This window comes from Enterobacter sp. MGH 33 (assembly GCF_000534535.1).
GTDB lineage: Bacteria > Pseudomonadota > Gammaproteobacteria > Enterobacterales > Enterobacteriaceae > Enterobacter > Enterobacter hormaechei_C.
On record NZ_KI973212.1, the window covers coordinates 2,493,061 to 2,514,643 of the forward strand.

The window sequence follows — 21,583 nt, forward strand, 5'->3', positions numbered from 1 at the left end:
TACATCCCTCTGGTGGACATATCCACAGGAATACGCGCACCTGCAAGGAGAAGAATATGAGTACCGCAAAAGTTGTTGATGTCATCATTCGCAAAACGGCAGAGAAGACGAAATTAACCGGAGAGGGGAATCTCTCGGTCTCTATTTCCTCACCGAGCGTGATTGAAATTCAGGGTTCTGCTCAGGACGTGGTGCGTTATGTCCGCCAGGGGAATGACCTCCTCATTTATATGAAAGATGGCAGCGTGATCCGCTGCAATAATTATTTTGTCGAAGACACGGAAACCCATAATCATTCCGAGCTGGTATTTAACGATAACCAGGCGTTGACGCATATTTCATTTGCCGATGCCGGGGAAGCATCAGGCGTTGCCGCCACCGAATTAACCGCACAGGCTGCACCCATTAGCAGCATTGAACCTTTCCTGGAGCAGGGAAGCGTCTTAAGCGATGCGCCGTGGGGCTGGATTGCCGGTGCGGCGTTAGGGGGCGGTGCGATCGGCGCACTGCTGGCTCACGGCGGCGATGGTGAAACCAAAACCAGGGTTATTGATAATACAAAAGAAGTCGAAAGCGCCACGCCGACATTTTTGCTGACGGACAACGCGGGTGACAAGCAGGGCGTGCTGAGTGCAAAAGCGGTCACGGATGACAACACCCCAACCTTTAGCGGTACCGGGCAGCCGGGCGCGACCATTCAGGTTAAAGACGGCAACGGCAGCACCATCGCCAGCACCATGGTTGCGAAGGACGGCACCTGGACGGTAACACTCCCGACCCAGGCGGACGGGGAACATACCTGGTCCGTCGTACAGATCGACGGCAGTAAAACGACCTCTGCGGGCAGTATTACCGTAACCGTTTCTACAGCGGATACCAGCGTGACGCTCGCCACCACGGCGGGCGATAACGTGATCAACGCCAGCGAGCAGGCCGCTGGCTTTACGCTGTCCGGCACCAGCAAAAACCTGGCGCAGGGAACGGCGCTTACCGTTACGCTCAACGGTAAAACCTATACCGCAGAAGTGGGGGCAAACGGCGCATGGAGCGTGAAGGTCCCTGCTGCCGACGCACAGGCGCTGGGCGATGGTACCTGGACGGTCAACGTCAGCGGAAAAGACGCGGCGGGCAACACCGTGTCCGGCAGCCAGACGATTGGCGTGGATACCGCCTCGCCAGTGATCTCTGTCGACACGATCGCCCAGGACAACATCATCAACGCGGCTGAACATAATCAGCCGCTGACGCTGACCGGGAAAACCGATGCGGAAGCGGGCCAGATTGTGACGGTCACGCTAAACGGCAAAAATCACACGGCGACCGTGGGCAGCGACGGCAGCTGGTCCGTTACGCTTCCGGCCAGTGAAGTACAGGCGCTGGCTAACGGCGAGCACACCCTGACGGTAAACGTCAGCGACAAAGCGGGTAACGGGTCATCCACCACCGCCGATTTCACGGTCGATACCGCAGCGCCAGTGGTCACTATCAACACCGTCGCGGGCGACGACATTCTGAACACCAGCGAGCAGGGGCAGGCGCAGATTATTTCCGGCCAGGCGAACGGCGCGGCGGAGGGCGACATTGTCACCGTGACCGTTGGCGGCAAGACCTTTACCGGTGCCGTCCAGGCGGACGGCAGCTGGAGCGTCGGCGTGCCTGCCTCCGTCATTGGCGCGCTGGGGGAAGGTAGCCACAGCATTTCGGTCTCCGTGACCGATGCGGCGGGCAACACCGGCAGCGCGACGCACGGCATTACGCTGAGCGGCAACCCGCCGGAATTTACCCTTGACCCCATCAGCCAGGATAACGTCCTGAATGCGCAGGAGGCCATGCAGCCCCTGAGCCTGAGCGGGACCAGTAATCTGCCGAACGGCAGCGCTGTCACCGTGACGCTGAACAACGTTAACTATCAGGCCACCGTTGAGAACGGTCGCTGGTCCGTTCAGGTGCCGGTTTCCGACGTGCTGGATCTGGCGAATACCCTTTACACCGTCAGCGTCAGCGGCACCGACAGCGTGGGTAACAGCGGCTCCGCCGAGGCGAATCTGCTGGTAGACACCGTGCTGCCGCAGGTGATCGTCAACACCTTTGCCGGGGATAACCTGGTCAATAACGCCGAAGCGGCGGTTGACCAAACCCTCAGTGGACGCGTCACCGGCGCGGCGGCGGGCGATACCGTCTCTGTCACCGTGGGCGGCAAGAGCTACACCGCGACGGTTGGCAGCGACCTCAAATGGAGCGTGACGATCCCATCGGCCGACCTCCAGGCGTTTGGCGACGGCGATTTAACCTTCAGCGCCTCTGTCACCAATGCGCACGGCAATACCGGCACCGGCGTACGTGATATCAACATCAACGCCGAACTGCCGGGCCTGCGCGTGAACACGATCTCTGGCGATGACGTGATTAACGCCATCGAGCAGCAGCAGGATCTGGCCGTAACCGGCTCCAGCACTCATCTGGCCGAAGGCACACAGATCACCGTTACCATCAATAATGTCGAATACGTCACCACGGTTAACGCCAGCGGCAACTGGCAGATTGGCGTGCCGGCGGCGGACCTTCAGGCATGGACGGCGGGAGGCATGACCGTCAGCGTCAGCGCGGAAGATGCCTGGGGCAACACTGTGGCGGCTGAACACCCGATCGAGCTTGACCTGAATGCGGTGGCCGTCACCATCGATACCGTAACCACTGACGATATGCTCAACGCGGCGGAAAAAGGTGCGGATGTCACGCTTTCTGGTCAGACGCAGGGCGTGGAGGCCGGGCAGACCGTGGTGGTAAAATTCGCGGATCAAACCTTTACTGCACAGGTGCAGCAGGACGGCTCCTGGCACCTGACCGTTCCGGCGAGCGCGATGGAAACGCTGATCGACGGGCGTGCGCAGGTGAGCGTCAGCGTGACTAACGTCAACGGCAACAGCGCGGACGCCTCACGCGTGGTGATCGTCGATACGCAGCCGCCAGCCATTACGCTTGATAACCTGACCGACGACAACATCATTAATGCGGCAGAAGCGCAGCAGGATCTGGTGCTCAGCGGCAGCACAACCGCTGAAGCGGGCCAGACGGTCACCGTGACGCTGAACGGTAAATCTTACCAGACCACGGTACAGGCGGACGGTCGCTGGCAGCTGAACGTGCCTGCCGCCGACGTAGGCGCGCTGACCGATGGCAATGTCACCGTGACGGCCACCGTCAGTGACGTGGCGGGCAACAGCAGCAGCGCGGACCGCGTTGGGCTGGTGGATGCCACCGTGCCGCAGGTGACCATCAACGATTTCGTCACCGACACCAACACCGTTAACCAGCTGGCCCATGCTCAGGCGCAGATCCTGAGCGGCTCCGTCACCGGCGCGGCGGCGGGCGATTTGGTCACCATCACCATCAATAACGTGGACTACACCACCGTGGTGGATGCGGCAGGCAACTGGAGCCTCGGCCTGCCTGCGTCCGTCGTTCAGGGGCTGACGGACGGCACCTGGACCATTAACGTCTCCGTGACCGACCAATCCGGCAACACCGGCAGCAGTTCAGTGGATGTGGTGGTCAATACTGTGACGCCCGTTATCGGTATTAACACGCTGGCCGCGGATGACGTGATCAATGCGGCAGAGAAGGGCGCAGATCTGCTGCTTTCCGGTACCAGCAACCAGCCGGAAGGAACCACCATCACCGTTAATCTGAACGGTATCAACTACACCGCCACCACCGACGCCAGCGGCAACTGGAGCGTTACCGTCCCCGCCTCTGCGGTGAGCGCGCTGGGTGAAGCCAATTACACCGTGACGGCGAGCGTCACCGATAATGTGGGCAACAGCGCCGCTGCCACGCACGATGTGCTGGTGGACAGCTCGCTGCCGGTGGTCACCATCAACACCCTCGCGGGCGACAATATCGTCAACGCGGCGGAAGTGGCCGCAGGGCAAACCCTGACCGGAAAGGTTTCTAACGCGGCATCGGGCGATACCGTCACGATTATCCTCGGCGGGCAGACATACACGGCCACCGTACAGGACGATCTCACCTGGAGCCTGCCGTTAACCCAGAGTCAGTTAACCGCGCTCGGCAACGGCGACCTGACCGTATCGGCCAGCGTAACGAACGCGCACGGCAATACCGGATCGTCTTCCCTGGATGTCACCATTGACGCCCAGCTGCCCGGCCTGCGCATTGATACCGTCGCCGGTGACGACGTCATTAACGTTATTGAACACGCGCAGAACCTGGTTATCTCCGGCACCAGCACCGACCTGGCGGCGGGTAGCACCGTTACCGTGACCATCAACGGCAAGAGTTATTCCGCCTCGGTACTGGCGGATGGCACCTGGCAGGCTGCGGTTCCGGCCGCCGACGTCTCCCGGTGGGCAGACGGGTCGCTCACCATCAGCGCCAGCGCGCAGGATACCTCCGGCAACCCGGTGAATATCGGTACCGTTGTGGATGTCGATCTCGCCCCGGTGGCGATAAGCATCAACAGCGTGACGGACGACAACGTGCTTAACGCGGCAGAAAAAGGCCAGGATCTGGTGCTGTCCGGCTCCTCCTCGAACGTTGAAGCGGGCCAGACCGTTACCATTATCTTTGCGGGTAAAACCTGGACCACGACGGTCGATGCCAACGGCGACTGGACCTGCACCGTACCGGCTGCCGATCTGAGCGGCCTGAAGGACGGCGACGCCAGCGTACAGGTCAGCGTCACCAACGTGAACGGCAACGCGGCCTCTTCCTCGCAGGCATTCAGCGTCGATACCGCCGCGCCAGCGGTCACCATCAACACCATCAGCGGCGACAACATGCTGAATGCGGCAGAGGCGGCGCAGGATCTGACCCTGAGCGGGACGTCTACTGCCGAAGCAGGCCAGACGGTCACCGTGACCTTCAACGGCAATCAGTACACCGCCCAGGTGCAGGCGAACGGCAGCTGGACGCTGGACGTTCCGGCGGCGGATCTGGCGGGGATCGCCGACGGCAGCGCGGCGGTCACGGTGACCGTGTCCGATAAAGCGGGCAACCCGGCCAGCGCGGGGGCGTCCGTGCTGGTCGACACTACCGTGCCGCAGATTATCTTCAACATTGTGGCGGGCGACGACATTGTTAATATTGCCGAGCACGGCCAGGCGCTGATTGTCACCGGCAAGGTGACGGGCGCGCAGGCGGGCGATGTGATTACCCTGACCCTGAACGGGAAAGACTACACCGCGATGCTGGATGCGTCCGGCAACTGGAGCGTGGGCGTTCCGGCGACGGACGTGGGCGCGCTGGCTAACGGCGATCAGACGATCTCCGCGACACTCACCGATAAAGCGGGCAACAGCACCAGCGCGACGCACGCGTTTGACGTCTCCCTGACCGCGCCGGTGATTGCCATCAATACCCTGGCGGTTGACGACGTGATCAACGCGACCGAAAAAGGCCAGGACCTGTTGATCTCCGGCACCAGCAACCAGCCGGACGGGACCCGCATCACCGTAACCCTGAACGGTATCAGTTACGCCGCCACCACCGATGCCAGCGGTAACTGGAGCGTCACCGTTCCGGCGGCAAACGTCTCGGTACTGGGCGAAGCAAGCTACAGCGTGACGGCCAGCGTGACCGATACCGCGGGTAATAGCGCGAATACCAGCCATAGCGTGCTGGTCGACAGCGCGCTGCCGCAGGTCACCATTAATGCGGTTGCCACCGACGACGTGATTAACGCGGCGGAAGTGGCTTCCGGACAAACCCTGAGCGGGAAAGTGAGCGGCGCGGCGAGCGGTGACACTGTCACGATCGGTATCGGGGGCAACACCTATACCGCGACGGTTCAGGACGACCTGAGCTGGTCGGTTAACGTGGCGTCTGACGTCTTAACCGCTATCGGTAACGGCGATCTCACCGTAACAGCGAGCGTGACCAATGGCCACGGCAACACCGGCACCGGCGAACGCGACATCACGATTGATGCCAGCCTGCCGGGCCTGCGCGTGGATACCGTAGCAGGCGACGATGTGATCAACAGCATCGAACATGGTCAAAACCTGATTATCACCGGCTCCAGCGACGGGCTGGCGAGCGGATCGGCGCTGACGGTCACCGTCAACGGCAAAACCTACGCGGCAACCGTGCTGGCGGACGGCACCTGGACGGCGGCTATTCCGGCGGCGGATGTCGGCGCGCTGAGCGCAGGCACAATCACCGTGACCGTTGACGGCCAGAGCGCGGCGGGTAACCCGGTTTCCATCAGCCACGACGTGAAAGTGGATCTGGCGGCAGTCGCCATCAGCATTAATCCGATTGCCTCTGACGACGTAATCAACGCGGCTGAGAAAGGCGCGGACCTGGTGCTGTCTGGCTCGACCACCAACGTGGAAGAAAACCAGACCGTTACCATCACCTTCGGCGGCAAGTTGTACACTGCGACGGTGGATGCCAGCGGCAACTGGACGGCGACCGTACCGTCTGCCGATTTGGGCGGACTGAAAGACGGCGACGCCAGCGTGCAGGTCAGCGTCACCAACGTGAACGGCAACAGCGCCTCGGCGGGCCGCGAATACAGCGTGGACGCCACCGCGCCGACGGTGTCCATCGAGATCGTCAGCGACAACAACATCATCAACGCGGCCGAAGCGCAGCAGGATCTGGTCGTTAACGGTGTCTCCAACGCCGAAGCGGGTCAGACCGTGACCGTGACGCTGAACGGCGTGGACTACACCACCACCGTACAGGCGAACGGCAGCTGGAGCGTCACCGTACCGTCTGCGGATATCGGCGCGATTACCGACGGCGATTACACCATCACGGCAGCCGTCGCGGATAAGGCGGGTAACCCGGCCTCGGCGGACCGCGATGTGCTGGTGGATACCACGGTGCCACAGCTGACCATTAACACCGTTTCCGACGACGACGTGATCAACAGCGCCGAGCATGCGCAGGCGCTGATTGTCACCGGTTCCGTGACCGGTGCGGCGGCGGGCGACGTGGTGACCGTCACCATCAATAACAAAGATTACACCGCGACCCTGGACACTTCCGGCAGGTGGAGCGTGGGTGTGCCTGCGGCGGACGTGAGTGCCCTGGCCGCCGGGGATTACACCATCACCGCGGCGCTGACCGATAAAGCCGGAAACAGCAACAGCACAACGCACGAGGTTGAAGTCAACCTCACCGCGCCGGTGCTGACCATTGACACCGTGTCCGGTGACGATGTGATCAACAGCAGCGAGAAAACGCAGGATCTGACCATCACAGGTACGGCTTCCGGGCTGGCAGCGGGCGCGGTGGTCACCGTGATGCTCAACGGCAAAGCGTACAGCGCCACGGTGGACACCAATGGCCAATGGACCACAACCGTTCCGGCGAGCGAGGTGGGGCAACTGGGTGAAGCGCTTTACACCGTGTCGGCCTCCGCGACGGACAGCGTCGGCAACAGCTCCAGCACCTCGCACACCGTGAACGTGGAATCCGTGCTGCCTGGCGTCATCATCAACACCGTGGCGGGCGACGACGTGATCAACGCAGCGGAGCTGGCAACCGGCCAGACCATTAGCGGCACAGTGGTGAATGCCGAAGCGGGCAACACCGTGACTGTGTCTGTTGGCGGCCACAGCTACACCGCAACGGTACAGGACAATCTCACCTGGTCCGTCAGCGTACCGGATTCTGTGCTCACCGCGCTGGGCAATGGCGATCTGACCGTGACCGCCAGCGTCACGAACGGCGTGGGCAACAGCGGCAGCGGCGAGCGCGATATCACTATCGACGCGAATCTGCCGGGCCTGCGCGTGGACACCGTAGCGGGCGATGACGTGATTAACAGCATCGAACACGGGCAGAATCTGATTATCACGGGTTCAAGCGACGGCCTGACGGCGGGCACAGCGCTGACCGTCACCGTAAACGGTAAAACCTATCCGGCTACCGTGCTGGCAGACGGCACCTGGAGCGCGGCGATCCCTTCTGCGGACGTGAGTGCCCTTGCCGCAGGCACGGTCACCGTGAACGTTGAAGGCCAGAGCAGCGCGGGCAATCCGGTGACTATCAACCATGATGTGACGGTGGATCTGGCAAACGTCGCCATCAGCATTGACGCCATCGCTTCCGATGACGTGATCAACGCCGCCGAGAGGGGTGCGGATCTGGTGCTCTCCGGCACCACCTCGAACGTCGAAGAAAACCAGATCGTCACCATCACCTTCGGCGGCAAGAACTACACCGCCACGGTGGACGCTGAGGGTAAATGGACCGCCACGGTGCCGTCTGCGGATCTGACCGGTCTGAAAGACGGCGACGCCAGCGTGCAGGTCAGCGTCACCAACGTGAACGGTAACAGCGCGTCTGCGGGACGCGAGTACAGCGTGGATGCTACCGCGCCGTCCGTGACCATCAACACGATTGCCACCGACGATATCCTGAACGCCTCAGAAGCGCAGTCCGACCTGGCAATCTCTGGCACCAGCACCGCCGAAGCAGGCCAGACGGTGACCGTATCGCTGAACGGCAAAGATTACACCACAACCGTCAGCGCGAACGGCAGCTGGACGCTGAACGTGCCGGCAGCTGACCTTGCAGGATTAACCGACGGCAGCGTCACCGTGACCGCGGCCGTCAGCGACAAGGCGGGTAACCCGGCGTCGGTGGACCACACCCTGACGGTGGACGTCACCGTTCCGGCAGTGACCATCCACACCGTGGCAGGCGACGACGTGATTAACGTGGCTGAACACAATCAGGCGCAGATTATCAGCGGCTCCGCCACCGGCGCGGCGGCGGGCGATAAGGTCACCGTCACGATCGGCGGCCAGACTTATACCACCGTGCTGGATGCGGCGGGTAACTGGAGCGTGGGCGTCCCGGCCAGCGTCATTTCCGGCCTCAGCGACGGCAGCGTGACCGTCACTGCGTCAGTCACCGACGCGGCGGGCAATACCGGCAGCGGCACGCATAATGTGACCGTCGATACCGGTCTGCCGTCGGTCAGCTTCAACGCCATCAGCGATGACAACGTCCTGAACGCCGTTGAAAAAGGCCAGGATCTGAGCGTCAGCGGCACCAGCGCCAACCTGGCGGAAGGCACCGTGGTCACCGTGACCCTGAACGGTAAAAACTACACGGCGACAACTGCGGCAGACGGCACCTGGAGCCTGACGGTTCCGGCTGCGGATCTGGCCGGTCTCGGTCAGGCCAGTTACACCCTGAACGCGACGGCCACCAACGGCGTGGGCAACAGCGTGAGCAGTTCTGCGAACCTGCTTGTCGACACCGCGCTGCCAACCGTCACCATCAACACCGTGGCGGGCGACAACGTCATCAACGCGGCGGAAGTGGCGGCAGGCCAGACACTGAGCGGCACCGTGGCGAATGCCGAAGCGGGCAACACCGTGACCGTGACTATCGGTGGCCACAGCTACACCGCAACGGTGCAGAATAATCTGTCCTGGTCCGTCAACGTGCCGTCTGACGTGCTGACCGCACTCGGCAACGGCAGCCTGAGCGTGACGGCGACCGTCACCAACGGCCACGGCAACACCGGCACCGGCGAACGCGAGATCGCTATCGACGCTAACCTGCCGGGCCTGCGCGTGAATACCGTGGCGGGTGACGACGTGGTCAACACCATCGAGCACGCGCAGAACCTGATTGTTTCAGGCTCCAGCGACGGGCTGGCGCCGGGCACGGCGCTGACGGTTACCGTCAACGGTAAAGATTACGCGGCAACGGTACTGGCAGACGGCACCTGGAGCGCGGCGATCCCGTCCACCGACGTGAGCGCGTGGCCGGAAGGCACCGTGAAAATCAGCGTTACCGGTGACAGCGCGGCGGGTAATCCGATCACCATCAGCCACGACGTGACCGTGGATCTGGCTACCGTTGCCATCAGCATCAATGCGCTTGCCACCGACGACGTGATTAACGCGGCGGAGAAGGGCGCGGATCTGGTGCTGTCCGGTGCGACCACCAACGTGGAAGCCGGGCAGACCGTGACCATCAGTCTGAACGGCAGGATCTACACCACCACCGTGGACGACAGCGGCAACTGGACTTATACCGTGCCGTCAGCGGATCTGGCTGGCCTGAAGGATGGCGACGCCAGCGTGCAGGTAAGCGTCACCAACGTGAACGGCAACAGCGCGTCTGCGGGACGCGAGTACAGCGTGGATGCTACCGCGCCGTCCGTGACCATCAACACGATTGCCACCGACGATATCCTGAACGCCACGGAAGCGCAGTCAGACCTGGCAATCTCCGGCACCAGTACCGCCGAAGCAGGCCAGACGCTGACCGTATCGCTGAACGGCAAAGATCACACCACAACCGTCAGCGCGAACGGCAGCTGGACGCTGAACGTTCCGGCGGCGGATCTGGCAGGATTAACCGACGGCAGCGTGACGGTCACCGCCTCAGTCAGCGACAAGGCGGGTAACCCGGCGTCGGTTGACCACACCCTGACGGTGGACGTCACCGTACCTGCGGTGACCATCCACACCGTTGCAGGTGACGATGTGATTAACGTGGCTGAACACAATCAGGCGCAGATCGTCAGCGGCTCCGCGACCGGCGCGGCGGCGGGCGACACCGTCACCGTCACCATCGGCGGTCAGTCGTACACCACCGTGCTGGATGCGGCGGGTAACTGGAGCGTGGGCGTTCCGGCGAATGTGATTTCAGGCCTCAGCGACGGCAGCGTGACCGTCACTGCGTCAGTCACCGACGCGGCGGGCAATACCGGCAGCGGCACGCATAATGTGACCGTCGATACCGGTCTGCCGTCGGTCAGCTTCAACGCCATCAGCGATGACAACGTCCTGAACGCGGTAGAAAAAGGGCAGGATCTGAGCGTCAGCGGCACCAGCGCCAACCTGGCGGAAGGCACCGTGGTCACCGTGACCCTGAACGGTAAAAACTATACGGCGACGACTGGCTCAGACGGCACCTGGAGCCTGACGGTTCCGGCTGCGGATCTGTCAGGCCTCGGTGAAGCCAGCTACACTCTGAGCGCGACGGCCACCAACGTCGTGGGCAACAGCATCAGCACTACGACGAACCTGCTTGTCGATACCGCGCTGCCAACCGTCACCATCAATACCGTGGCGGGGGACAACGTCATCAACGCGGCGGAAGTGGCCGCAGGCCAGACCATTACCGGTAAGGTGGCGAACGCGGACATCGGTAACACCGTGACGGTGAACATCGGCGGCAACACCTATACCGCGACGGTGCAGAGCGATCTCAGCTGGTCCGTCAACGTGCCGGATTCCGTCCTGACGGCGCTGGGCAACGGCGATTTAAAGGTGTCAGCAACCGTCACTAATGACCATGGCAATACGGGAACGGGCGAGCGCGATATCACTATCGACGCCAGCCTGCCGGGCCTGCGCGTGGATACCGTCGCGGGCGACGATGTGATTAACAGCATCGAGCATGGACAGAACCTGATTGTCACCGGCTCCAGCGACGGACTGGCGGCAGGCACTACGCTCACCGTGACCGTCAATGGCAAAACCTATGCGGCCTCCGTGCTGGCAGACGGTACCTGGAGCGCGGCGATCCCGGCAGCAGACGTCGGGGCCCTGGCTGCGGGCACGGTTACCGTGACCGTTGCAGGCCAGAGCGCGGCGGGCAATCCGGTGACCATCAGTCATGACGTGACGGTGGATCTGGCGGCAGTCGCTATCAGTATTGATGCGATTGCTACCGACGACGTGATTAACGCGGCGGAGAAAGGTGCGGATCTGGTGCTTTCCGGCAGCACCTCCAATGTGGAAGAGAACCAGACCGTGACCATCACCTTTGGCGGCAAGTCTTACACCGCCAAAGTCGATGCCGACGGCAACTGGACGGCCACCGTGCCTTCCTCGGATCTTGCGGGTCTGAAAGACGGCGACGCCAGCGTGCAGGTGAGCGTGACCAATGTGAACGGCAACAGCGCGTCTGCGGGCCGGGAGTACAGCGTGGATGCCACGGCGCCAACCGTGACCATTGACACGGTAGCCGGCGACAACGTGATCAACGGCAGCGAAGCGGCTGCGGGCGTGGCCATTTCCGGCACCACCACGGCTGAAGTCGGTCAGACGGTAACCGTTAACCTCGGTGGAAACAGCTATACCGCACAGGTTCAGCAGGGCGGCGTCTGGAGCATTAACGTGCCGGCCGCCGATCTGTCCACTCTGGCGGATAACGGCTACACCGTGCAGGTGAGCGTGAGTGACGCCGCGGGTAACCCGGGCAGCGCGGGCAAAGCGATTACGCTCGATACCACGCCGCCGACCGTCAGCTTTAACGTCGTGGCGGGCGATGACGTCATCAACAGCGTTGAGCACGGGCAGGCGCAGGTCGTCAGCGGCACCGCAACCGGTGCCAGCGTCGGCGATAAGCTGGTCATCACGATAGGTTCGAACCAGTACACCACCACCGTTGACGCCAGTGGCAAATGGAGCGTGGGCGTTCCTGCCAGCGACATTTCTGCCCTGACCGACGGCACCGTGACCCTCAGCGCGACAATCACCGACAGCGCGGGCAACAGCAGCACCCAGACCCATGACGTGGTGGTAAATACCGCATCGGTCGCGCTGACCGTCAACACCCTCAGCGGCGATGACGTGATCAATGCGGCAGAAGCGGGGGCGTCGCTGGTCATCAACGGCTCCAGCGCGCAGTTCGCCAGCGGTACGCAGGTCACTATCACCCTGAATGGTAAGAGCTATACGGCCACTATCCAGAGCGATGGCTCCTGGGCAACCACCGTACCGGCCGCCGACGTGGGCACCCTGGCCGACGGCGCGAGCTACCAGGTTTCTGTTTCGGCGCAGGACAGCGCCGGGAACAGCGCCTCGGCGACGCACACCATCAGCGTGGACACCACCGCGCCGGTGATTAGCGTGAACACGTTGTCGGGCGACGATGTGCTGAATGCGGCGGAAGCCCAGCAGCCGCTCACCGTACACGGCTCTTCCAGCGCGGAAGCAGGCCAGACGGTGACCGTCACGCTGGGCGGGAAAACCTACACTGCGCTTGTGGCAAACGACGGCACCTGGACGCTCGACGTCCCGGCCGCCGATCTTGCCAACCTGAGCGAAGGCGCGCTGACGGTCACCGCGTCGGTGAACGACAAGGCGGGTAATAACGGCCAGACGACGCATACCTTAACGGTCGATACCGTCGCGCCAGCCGTGACCATCAGCACCGTGGCCGATGACGATATCGTCAACGACGCCGAGCAGCTGGCGGGACAGACCATCAGCGGGACCACCACCGCGGAGCAGGGCCAGACGGTGACCGTCTCCTTCAACGGCCACAGCTATCAGGCGACCGTGGCGGCGAATGGCTCCTGGTCCGTCTTCGTGCCGGGACGCGACTTCCTCGGACTGAGCGACGGGGATTACACCATTACGGCTACGGTGAGCGATAAGGCAGGTAACCCGGGCAGCGCAACGCACGACGTGACGCTGAACGGTGACGTGCCGACCATCGCCATTAACACCTTTGCGCAGGATGATATCGTCAACGCCGCCGAGCACGGCACGCCGCTGGTTATCAGCGGCACCACCGATGCGCCAACGGGCCAGACGGTGACCATTACGCTTAACGGTAAAACCTACACGGCTACCGTTCAAAATGACGGCACCTGGAGCTATACGGTCGGCAGCGCAGACGTGACCGCGCTGGCGGACGGCGGTTCGTACGTGATTAACGCGCAGGTGAGCAACGCCATCGGCAACAGCGCCAGCGATAACCATACCGTTACCGTGGATCTCACCGCACCGTCGATGGGGATCAGCATTGATTCCCTGCAAAACGATACCGGCCTCAGCGCGAATGACTTCATCACCAACGACAGCCAGGTGGTGGTGAATGGTTCCCTGACCGCGCAGCTCGGCAATAACGAGAAGGCGCAGATCAGCCTTGACGGCGGTACCACCTGGATTGACCTGACCGTCACCGGCACCACCTGGCGCTACACCGATGGCCGTACCCTGACCGACGGTACGTACCAGTACCAGGTGCGCGTGATCGACAATGCAGGCAACGTTGGGGCAACGGACAGCCAGGACGTGGTAATCGATCTGACGAAGCCTGCGGCGGCGACTATTACCGTGGATTCCGTCTCGCAGGATACCGGCCTGTCCGACAGCGACTTTATTACCAGCGACAACCAGATCAGCCTGAAAGGGACGCTCGGCGCGGCCCTGGGCAGCGGCGACCACGCTCAGATCAGCCTCGACGGTGGCGCAACCTGGACTGACGTGAGCGTCAGCGGCCTGAGCTGGACCTACGTTGACGGCCGCACGCTGGCCGACGGAGACTACAACTATCAGCTGCGGGTGATTGACGACGCGGGGAATATCAGCGCCACTACCAGCCAGGTGGTGACCATTGATACCGTCGCGCCGGACGCCAGCAAAACGATCGCTATCGACAGCATCAGCGACGATACCGGCCTGAGCAGCAGCGACTTTATCACCAATGATACCTCCCTGACGCTGCACGGCTCGCTCGGCGCAACGCTGGCCGACGGCGAATATGCCCAGATCAGCATCGACGGCGGGGTCACCTGGCAGAACGTGATCGTCACGGGCAACAGCTGGTACTACGTGGACGGCCGCACGCTGGGTAACCAGACCTATGACTACTACGTTCGCGTAGTGGATGCGGCAGGCAACGTAGGTGCCAGCGCTCATCAGCAGGTGACGGTCGATACGGTCGCGCCGGATGCGGCGATTACGGTGACCGTGGATAACATCACCGTCGATACCGGCTTCGACAATAACGACTTCCTGACCAGTTCGACCTCGTACACGCTCAACGGGACGCTCGGGGCCGAACTCGGGGCGGGTGAGTATGTGCAGGTGAGCATGGATGGCGGCACCACCTGGGTTTACGCCACGGTAAGCGGCACCCGGTGGAGTTATAACGACACCCGCACCCTGGCCGACGGCGACTACCGCTATCAGGTGCGGGTTGTCGATCAGGCGGGCAACGTTGGGGCCACCACCACGCAGGACGTGACGGTGGATACCCAGGCGCCGCAGTACGGCATCACCATTGACAGCATCAGCGAAGATACCGGGCAGTCCGGGAGTGATTTCATCACCATGGACACCTCGCTGACGATCAACGGCTCGTTGGGCAGCGCGCTGGCCAGCGACGAGCGCGTACAGATCAGCCTCGACGGCGGTAATACCTGGATTGACACTACCGTCACTAACCAGCGCTGGAGCTATACGGATACCCGCGATCTGGCGGACGGGGATTACACCTACCAGGTGCGGATCATCGACCAGGCGGGCAACGTCGGCTCAACCTCTTCGCAGGTGGTAACGGTTGATACCACGCCGCCTGACACGGTGGGAACGGTGGTCAGCTATACCGACGGGGAAGGTGAACGTACAGGCACGTACGGCGCATCAGTCGCGACGGACGATACCTCGCCGCTGATCAACGGTACGCTTAACCGCGCTCCGGAAGATGGCGAAATCGTGCAGCTTTACCGGGACGGGATCTTGCTGGGTCAGGTCACGATGAACGGCAGCGCAAGCTGGTCCTATCAGGACAACGGCCTGCTCGACGGGAATCACACCTACATTCTGCGCGTCACCGACAAAGCCGGTAACTACACGGAATCGGATGGCTTTGTGCTGAACGTCGATACCAGCATCCCGACCACCACCGCGGCGATTACTGCCCAGACCACCTCGGATACCACGCCGATTGTCAGCGGTACGGTCTCCGCAGACCTGGTGAACGGTGAATATCTGGTGGTGACGGTGAACGGGAAAACCTACACCTCCCAGACCGGCGGTGCGGTGGTCGTCGACCCGGATCACAATACCTGGTATCTACAGATCCCGGACAGCGATGCCCTGAGTGTGGCGAGTTACGACGTAACCGCGCAGGTGAAGAGTAGCGCGGGCAACGGTAACACCACCGGTACGGCAACCGGTAGCCTGGTGATCGATACCACCTCGGTGAATACCGACTGGGCGACCACTGCGGGGAACAGCAACAACTCAACCATGACTCTCGGCATGAACAGCAGCGGGCTGTGGAATATCATTGCTAATGGACAGTCTTATTCCAGCAGCGATGATTCAACCTATGCCGGGAATACGTTAACTAACACCCGTAGCTACTATGTGGTGAGCCAGACGGCAGCTGACTTTGACCGTAACGGCACGCAGGATATCTTTGCGACGGAGAACACCTACGCGGGCTCTACGCAGGTGATGTGGACCTACGATGGCAGCAGCTACACCGCCAGCCAGCTGGCGATGGGAACCACCATCTGGTACGGCGGCGTAATTGCCTACGACAAAACCGGCGATGGCTATCTTGATCTGGCGTACGGCGATGCCGGTATGGACTCCCTGACCTACCTGGTGAATACCAACGGCGTTCTGTCGCCGGACGGCACCGGCGGGGAAGGTGGATTCTACGGCCAGTTCGATTCCGGGCGTGAAATCTCCGGCGTCGACCTGAACAACGACGGTACCGTGGACATCGTGCAGCACACCAACCGCAGCGGGGCGTACTCGCTCACCGTGATTAACAACAACGGGAACGGTACGCTTTCCATTGGCCAGAACCTGACCAACGTGTTTGTGGCCAACGCCTCGAATACCACCACGGCGGCTTCCATGACGTGGGCGGACTTTAACGGCGATGGCTACATGGATCTGTACCTCGGCAGCAGCTACAACAACAACGGCGGGGTGATTTACTACAACGACGGTACCGGGCAGCTTTCCACGACCAAAAGCGCGGTGGAAGCCTCTAACGCCACGGCGGGCTATCTGTCGGTGGCGGTAGACTGGAACGGTGACGGGCAGATGGACATCATCAAGCTCAGCACCTACGGCAGCTCACAGACGGCGACCCTGTTCACCAACAACGGCTACGGCTCAACCTGGACTTCAAGCCAGCTGGCTTCTGGGCTGGCCAACGTCACCGGCGTCGCCGCGGTGGACTACAACTGGGACGGTGCGCAGGATCTGCTGGTGTCTCAGCAGAACGGTAAGGTGGTGCTGGTGCAGAACAATGCGGAGATCGCTGACGGTACCGCGATGCATCTGCACATTGTCGATAGCGAAGGCATCAACGCGTACTACGGCAATACGGTCAATCTGTATAACGCTGCGGGCGTGCTGGTGGCCTCGCAGATCATCAACGCTCAGTCCGGCATTGGCTCGAACGATACCTCTGCGCTGGTGAGTTTCTACGGGCTGGATCCGAACGAAACCTACTCGGCGGAGATCGTGAAGATCACCAACGGCGTCTCGGATAACGTCACCTGGACCGGCCTGGACGCGGGCAACGGCAAAGAGGGTTATGTTCTCACCGCCGAAGCGGCCACCGGCGGCCACAGCGGAACCATTACCGGTACCGGGTATAACGACACCTTTATCGCAGAGGATGGGACCTATACCTATAACGGCTCCGGCGGCTGGAATACCCATTCCGACTACGACACCTGGAGCAATACCGGCGGCATGGACGTGGTGGATTATCGTAATGCCACCTCTGGGATAACCGTTGATTTGCGCCTCTCAACGGCGCAGGACACCGGATTCGGTACCACGCGGTTGTTGAATATTGAAGGGATTAACGGCTCCAACTATGACGACGTGATCACCGGCAACAGCGGTGATAACCAGTTCGAAGGCCGGGGCGGGAACGACACCTTCAACATCGGCAGCGGCGGTCACGATACGTTGCTCTATAAGCTGATCAACGCGTCTGACGCGACGGGCGGCAACGGTAGCGATGTGGTGAACGGCTTTACCGTCGGCACCTGGGAAGGGACGGCGGATACGGACCGTATCGATCTGCGCGACCTGCTTTCCGACAGCGGCTATACCGGCACCGGCTCGGCGAGCTACGTGAACGGCGTGGCGACGCTGGACAGCAGCGCGGGCAACATCGCCGACTACATCCGCGTTGTGCAAAACGGCAGCAACACCGAGATCCAGGTTGACCTGGACGGGACGGGCGGTCAGTTCACGCCCACCACGCTGGTAACGCTGAACGGCGTGCAGACGGATCTGGCGACGCTGTTGGCCAATCATCAACTGTTAATTGCGTAAAACAACGCCGCGGGGAGCGATCCTCGCGGCCTTTTGCGTTTCTTTACACGAATAGCCATAACCCTATATTTCACAAGATTATTTTGCGGGCTCGTTTAGACAGTGTTCGATTTCTAATTATCCCGGAAAGGTATCATTTCAGTGCGAAATCATCGCCCTGAACAGGACGTAGCATTATGAAGACACATCCACAGTTCGAACCCTGGTTGCAGGGCATGCTCATCATCGCGAAATATTATCGGCTGGATTTTTCGGCGGAGCATGTTCGGGTCACGATTAACCATGAAAGCCAGTCTCCACGCCAGCTGGTGCTGGAGGAGATGGCGCGCCAGCTTGGGCTGGGGATGCGTTGGGTGGCGGCGGGAGCCGTAGCGCTCGATCCGTGGCGTTTACCGCTGCTGGCGGAGTTCACCGGCGGGCAAATTGCGGTCATCAACCGTATGGACAACGAAGGGAACGTCAGCGTGCAGTTTAGCGGCGACGGGGGCCTGGAGACGACGCTGACGCGCGACGAACTCGGTTCGCGGTTAAAGGGGCTGATGGTGCTGCGTCCCCTGGAGTCCACGCCGGATGCGCGCGTGGATGATTACATCAAACCCTATGAGAAAAACTGGTTCTGGCAGCTGGCGCTGAAAGACTGGCGTCGTTACAGCGACATAATGCTGGTGGCGCTGGTCGCCAACGTGCTGGCGCTCTCCGGCATGGTCTTTTCCATGCAGGTGTATGACAGGGTGGTGCCGTCCCAGTCGGAGGCCACGCTGTGGGTGCTGTTTGGCGGTGTGATGATCGCCATCGTGTTTGAATTCATCATGCGCATGCTGCGGGTGCATATTTCGGACGTGGTAGGGAAACGCGCCGACCTGCGTATTTCCGAGCGCGTGTTTGCCCACGCCCTGAGGATTAAAAACGGCGCACGGTCGAAATCGACCGGGTCGTTTATCGCCCAGATCCGCGAGCTGGAGTCGGTGCGGGAGCTGATCACTTCCACCACCATTGCCGCTATCTCCGATCTGCCGTTCTTCCTGCTGTTCGTCTTCATTCTGTGGATGATTGGCGGCCCGCTGGTGCTGGTGGTGCTGCTGGCCGTACCGCTGCTGCTCATTCCCGGCCTGCTGGTGCAGCGCCCGCTGGGAAAACTCTCCAGCGAAGGGATGCGTGAATCGGCGATTCGTAACGCCACGCTGGTGGAAGCGGTGCAGGGGCTTGAGGACATCAAGCTAATGCGCGCCGAGCAGAGGTTCCAGAACCAGTGGAATAACACCAATGACGTTGCCGCGAGCGTCGGCATGAAGCAGCGCTGGCTGACGGGGCTGCTGCTGACATGGACCCAGGAGGTGCAGTCTATCGTCTACGCCGTGGTGCTGCTGGTGGGGTGTTATCTGGTCATCAGCGGCGACATGACCACCGGTGCGCTGGTGGGGACCTCGATTCTGGCGTCCCGCACCATCGCGCCCCTGTCGCAGATTTCCGGCGTGCTCTCCCGCTGGCAGTCGGCAAAGGTGGCCCGCAAGGGGCTGGATGACCTGATGCAGCGCCCGATTGACGATCCCCAGCACGGCAAAAAAGTGCATAAAGCCCATCTGCGCGGTGATTATCGGCTGGACGACGTCGGGTTTTATTACGATGAAGAAGAGAAGCTTACCGTGCTGAATATCAGCAAACTGCGCATTCACGCCGGGGAGCGCGTGGCGGTGCTCGGGCGTAATGGTTCGGGGAAAAGCACCTTGCTGCATCTGCTGGCGGGAATGCAGGAGCCGCAGCAGGGCAGCATTTTGCTGGACGATATTGCTCTCAATCATCTTGACCCGGCCGACGTGCGCCGCGACATGCAGTTGCTCAGCCAGCAGGCGCGGCTGTTCTTCGGCTCCGTACGCGACAACATCCTGATGGGTAATCCGCTGGCGACAGACGAGGAAATCCATCAGGCGCTGGTCAACAGCGGCGCGCTGGAGTTTGTGCGCAAGCAGAAAATGGGGCTGAACACCATCATCAATGAGGGCGGAACGGGGCTTTCCGGCGGGCAACGTCAGGCGCTGCTGCTGGCGCGCGCGTTGATCACCTCGCCGAATATTCTGCTGCTGGATGAACCCACCGCCTGGCTGGATGAGGTCAGCGAGAAGCAGTTTATCCAGCATCTGCACCAGTGGCTCGGTAAGCGCCGGACGCTGGTGGTGGCGACGCATCGTCTGCCGATTCTGGACCTGGTTGACCGCATCATCGTCCTGGAAAACGGCAAAGTGGTGATGGATGGCCCTCGTGATGCCATTTTACGCCAGCACGGAATGGCCCCGCAGCAGGCGCCGCAGCGCACGGTTAAACTGAAAACGGAGGGCGTGGCATGAATGATTTCTCCCGCTTTAACAGCCGGCTCAAGGAGCCGCGCCTGCCGCGTTCGTCGCTGGTGGCATGGTCGCTGTTTGCCCTGCTGGTGGTCTTTATTACCTGGGCCAGCCTGTTCCAGCTGGATGAGGTCACGACGGGTAGCGGCAAGGTGATCCCGTCCTCCCACGAGCAGGTGATCCAGTCCCTGGAAGGGGGGATTATCCACAGTCTGATGGTGCGCGAGGGCGATATCGTCGAGCGTGGTCAACAGCTTGCCCAACTGGACCGGACGAAAACCGAGTCCAGCGTGCTGGAGAGCGAGTCTCGATTAAACGCCGCGATGGCGACGGCCGCGCGTCTGAATGCTGAGGTAAACGACACCGGGCTGACATTCCCGGCAGAGCTGGATGACGACGTTGAGTTGGTCAAACAGGAAACGGCGCTTTATCAGTCACGTCGCGAAAGCCTTGAAAAAGGGCTGGCGGGTTTACGCCAGGGAGCAGATCTCGTGCAACGTGAACTGGCATTAACACGCCCGCTGGTGACGCAGGGGGCGGCCAGTAAGGTCGAAGTCTTACGCCTTGAACGTCAAAAAAATGAGCTGGAGAGCAAAATCACCGAAATGAAAAACCAGTACTACGTTCGCGCCCGCGAAGAACTGGCAAAAGCGAACGCGGAAATGGAAGCGCAGCGCTCCGTCATGAAAGGGCGCGAAGATTCACTCACCCGCTTAACGTTTAATGCGCCGGTGCGTGGCATCGTGAAGGACATTGACGTGACGACGGTGGGCGGGGTGATCCCGCCGAACGGCAAACTGATGAGCCTGGTACCGCTTGATGACCAGATGGTGATAGAAGCGAAAATCTCGCCGCGCGATGTCGCGTTTATCCATCCCGGGCAAAAAGCGCTGGTGAAAATCACCGCCTATGATTACTCGATCTACGGCGGGCTGGAAGGGGAGGTGACGATGATTTCCCCGGATACCCTTCAGGACGAGGTTAAACGGGATGTTTATTATTATCGCGTTTATATCCGTACGGACAGTAACCATCTGACCAACAGGCAGGGCAAGGAATTCCCGGTGTTCCCGGGCATGATAGCCACGGTTGATATCAAAACCGGCAGTAAATCCGTCATTGATTATCTGCTGAAACCGTTGAATAAGGCAAAAGAGGCGCTGCGCGAGCGATAAAAAAGGC

At 61.3% G+C, this 21,583-nt stretch carries 3 protein-coding genes; all 3 read left to right on the forward strand.

Translation table 11 applies throughout. The features are described 5' to 3' along the window. Positions 1 to 56 precede the first annotated feature (56 nt). The 3 genes from L379_RS12175 (at position 57) to L379_RS12165 (ending at position 21,576) form a co-directional block, all read left to right on the forward strand. Positions 57 to 18,062 carry an Ig-like domain-containing protein gene (locus L379_RS12175; protein ID WP_032653513.1) on the forward strand — a complete coding sequence of 6,002 codons (18,006 nt, stop codon included), beginning with the start codon at positions 57 to 59 and terminating at the stop codon, positions 18,060 to 18,062. Between the two features lie 176 nt (positions 18,063 to 18,238). Next, the gene (locus tag L379_RS12170) at positions 18,239 to 20,404 is read left to right on the forward strand and encodes a type I secretion system permease/ATPase (RefSeq protein ID WP_032653515.1); all 2,166 of its coding nucleotides are present in this window, start codon (positions 18,239 to 18,241) and stop codon (positions 20,402 to 20,404) included. After that, positions 20,401 to 21,576, forward strand: coding sequence for an HlyD family type I secretion periplasmic adaptor subunit (locus tag L379_RS12165; RefSeq protein WP_032104109.1), 1,176 nt, complete (start codon positions 20,401 to 20,403; stop codon positions 21,574 to 21,576). Before L379_RS12170 ends, L379_RS12165 begins: the two co-directional genes overlap by 4 nt. The last annotated feature ends 7 nt before the right edge of the window (positions 21,577 to 21,583 follow it).

Coding starts and splice junctions, on each gene's coding strand:
- L379_RS12170 (WP_032653515.1), top strand. CDS start 18,239: ATGAAGACACATCCACAGTTCGAACCCTGGTTGCAGGGCATGCTCATC.
- L379_RS12165 (WP_032104109.1), top strand. CDS start 20,401: ATGAATGATTTCTCCCGCTTTAACAGCCGGCTCAAGGAGCCGCGCCTG.
- L379_RS12175 (WP_032653513.1), top strand. CDS start 57: ATGAGTACCGCAAAAGTTGTTGATGTCATCATTCGCAAAACGGCAGAG.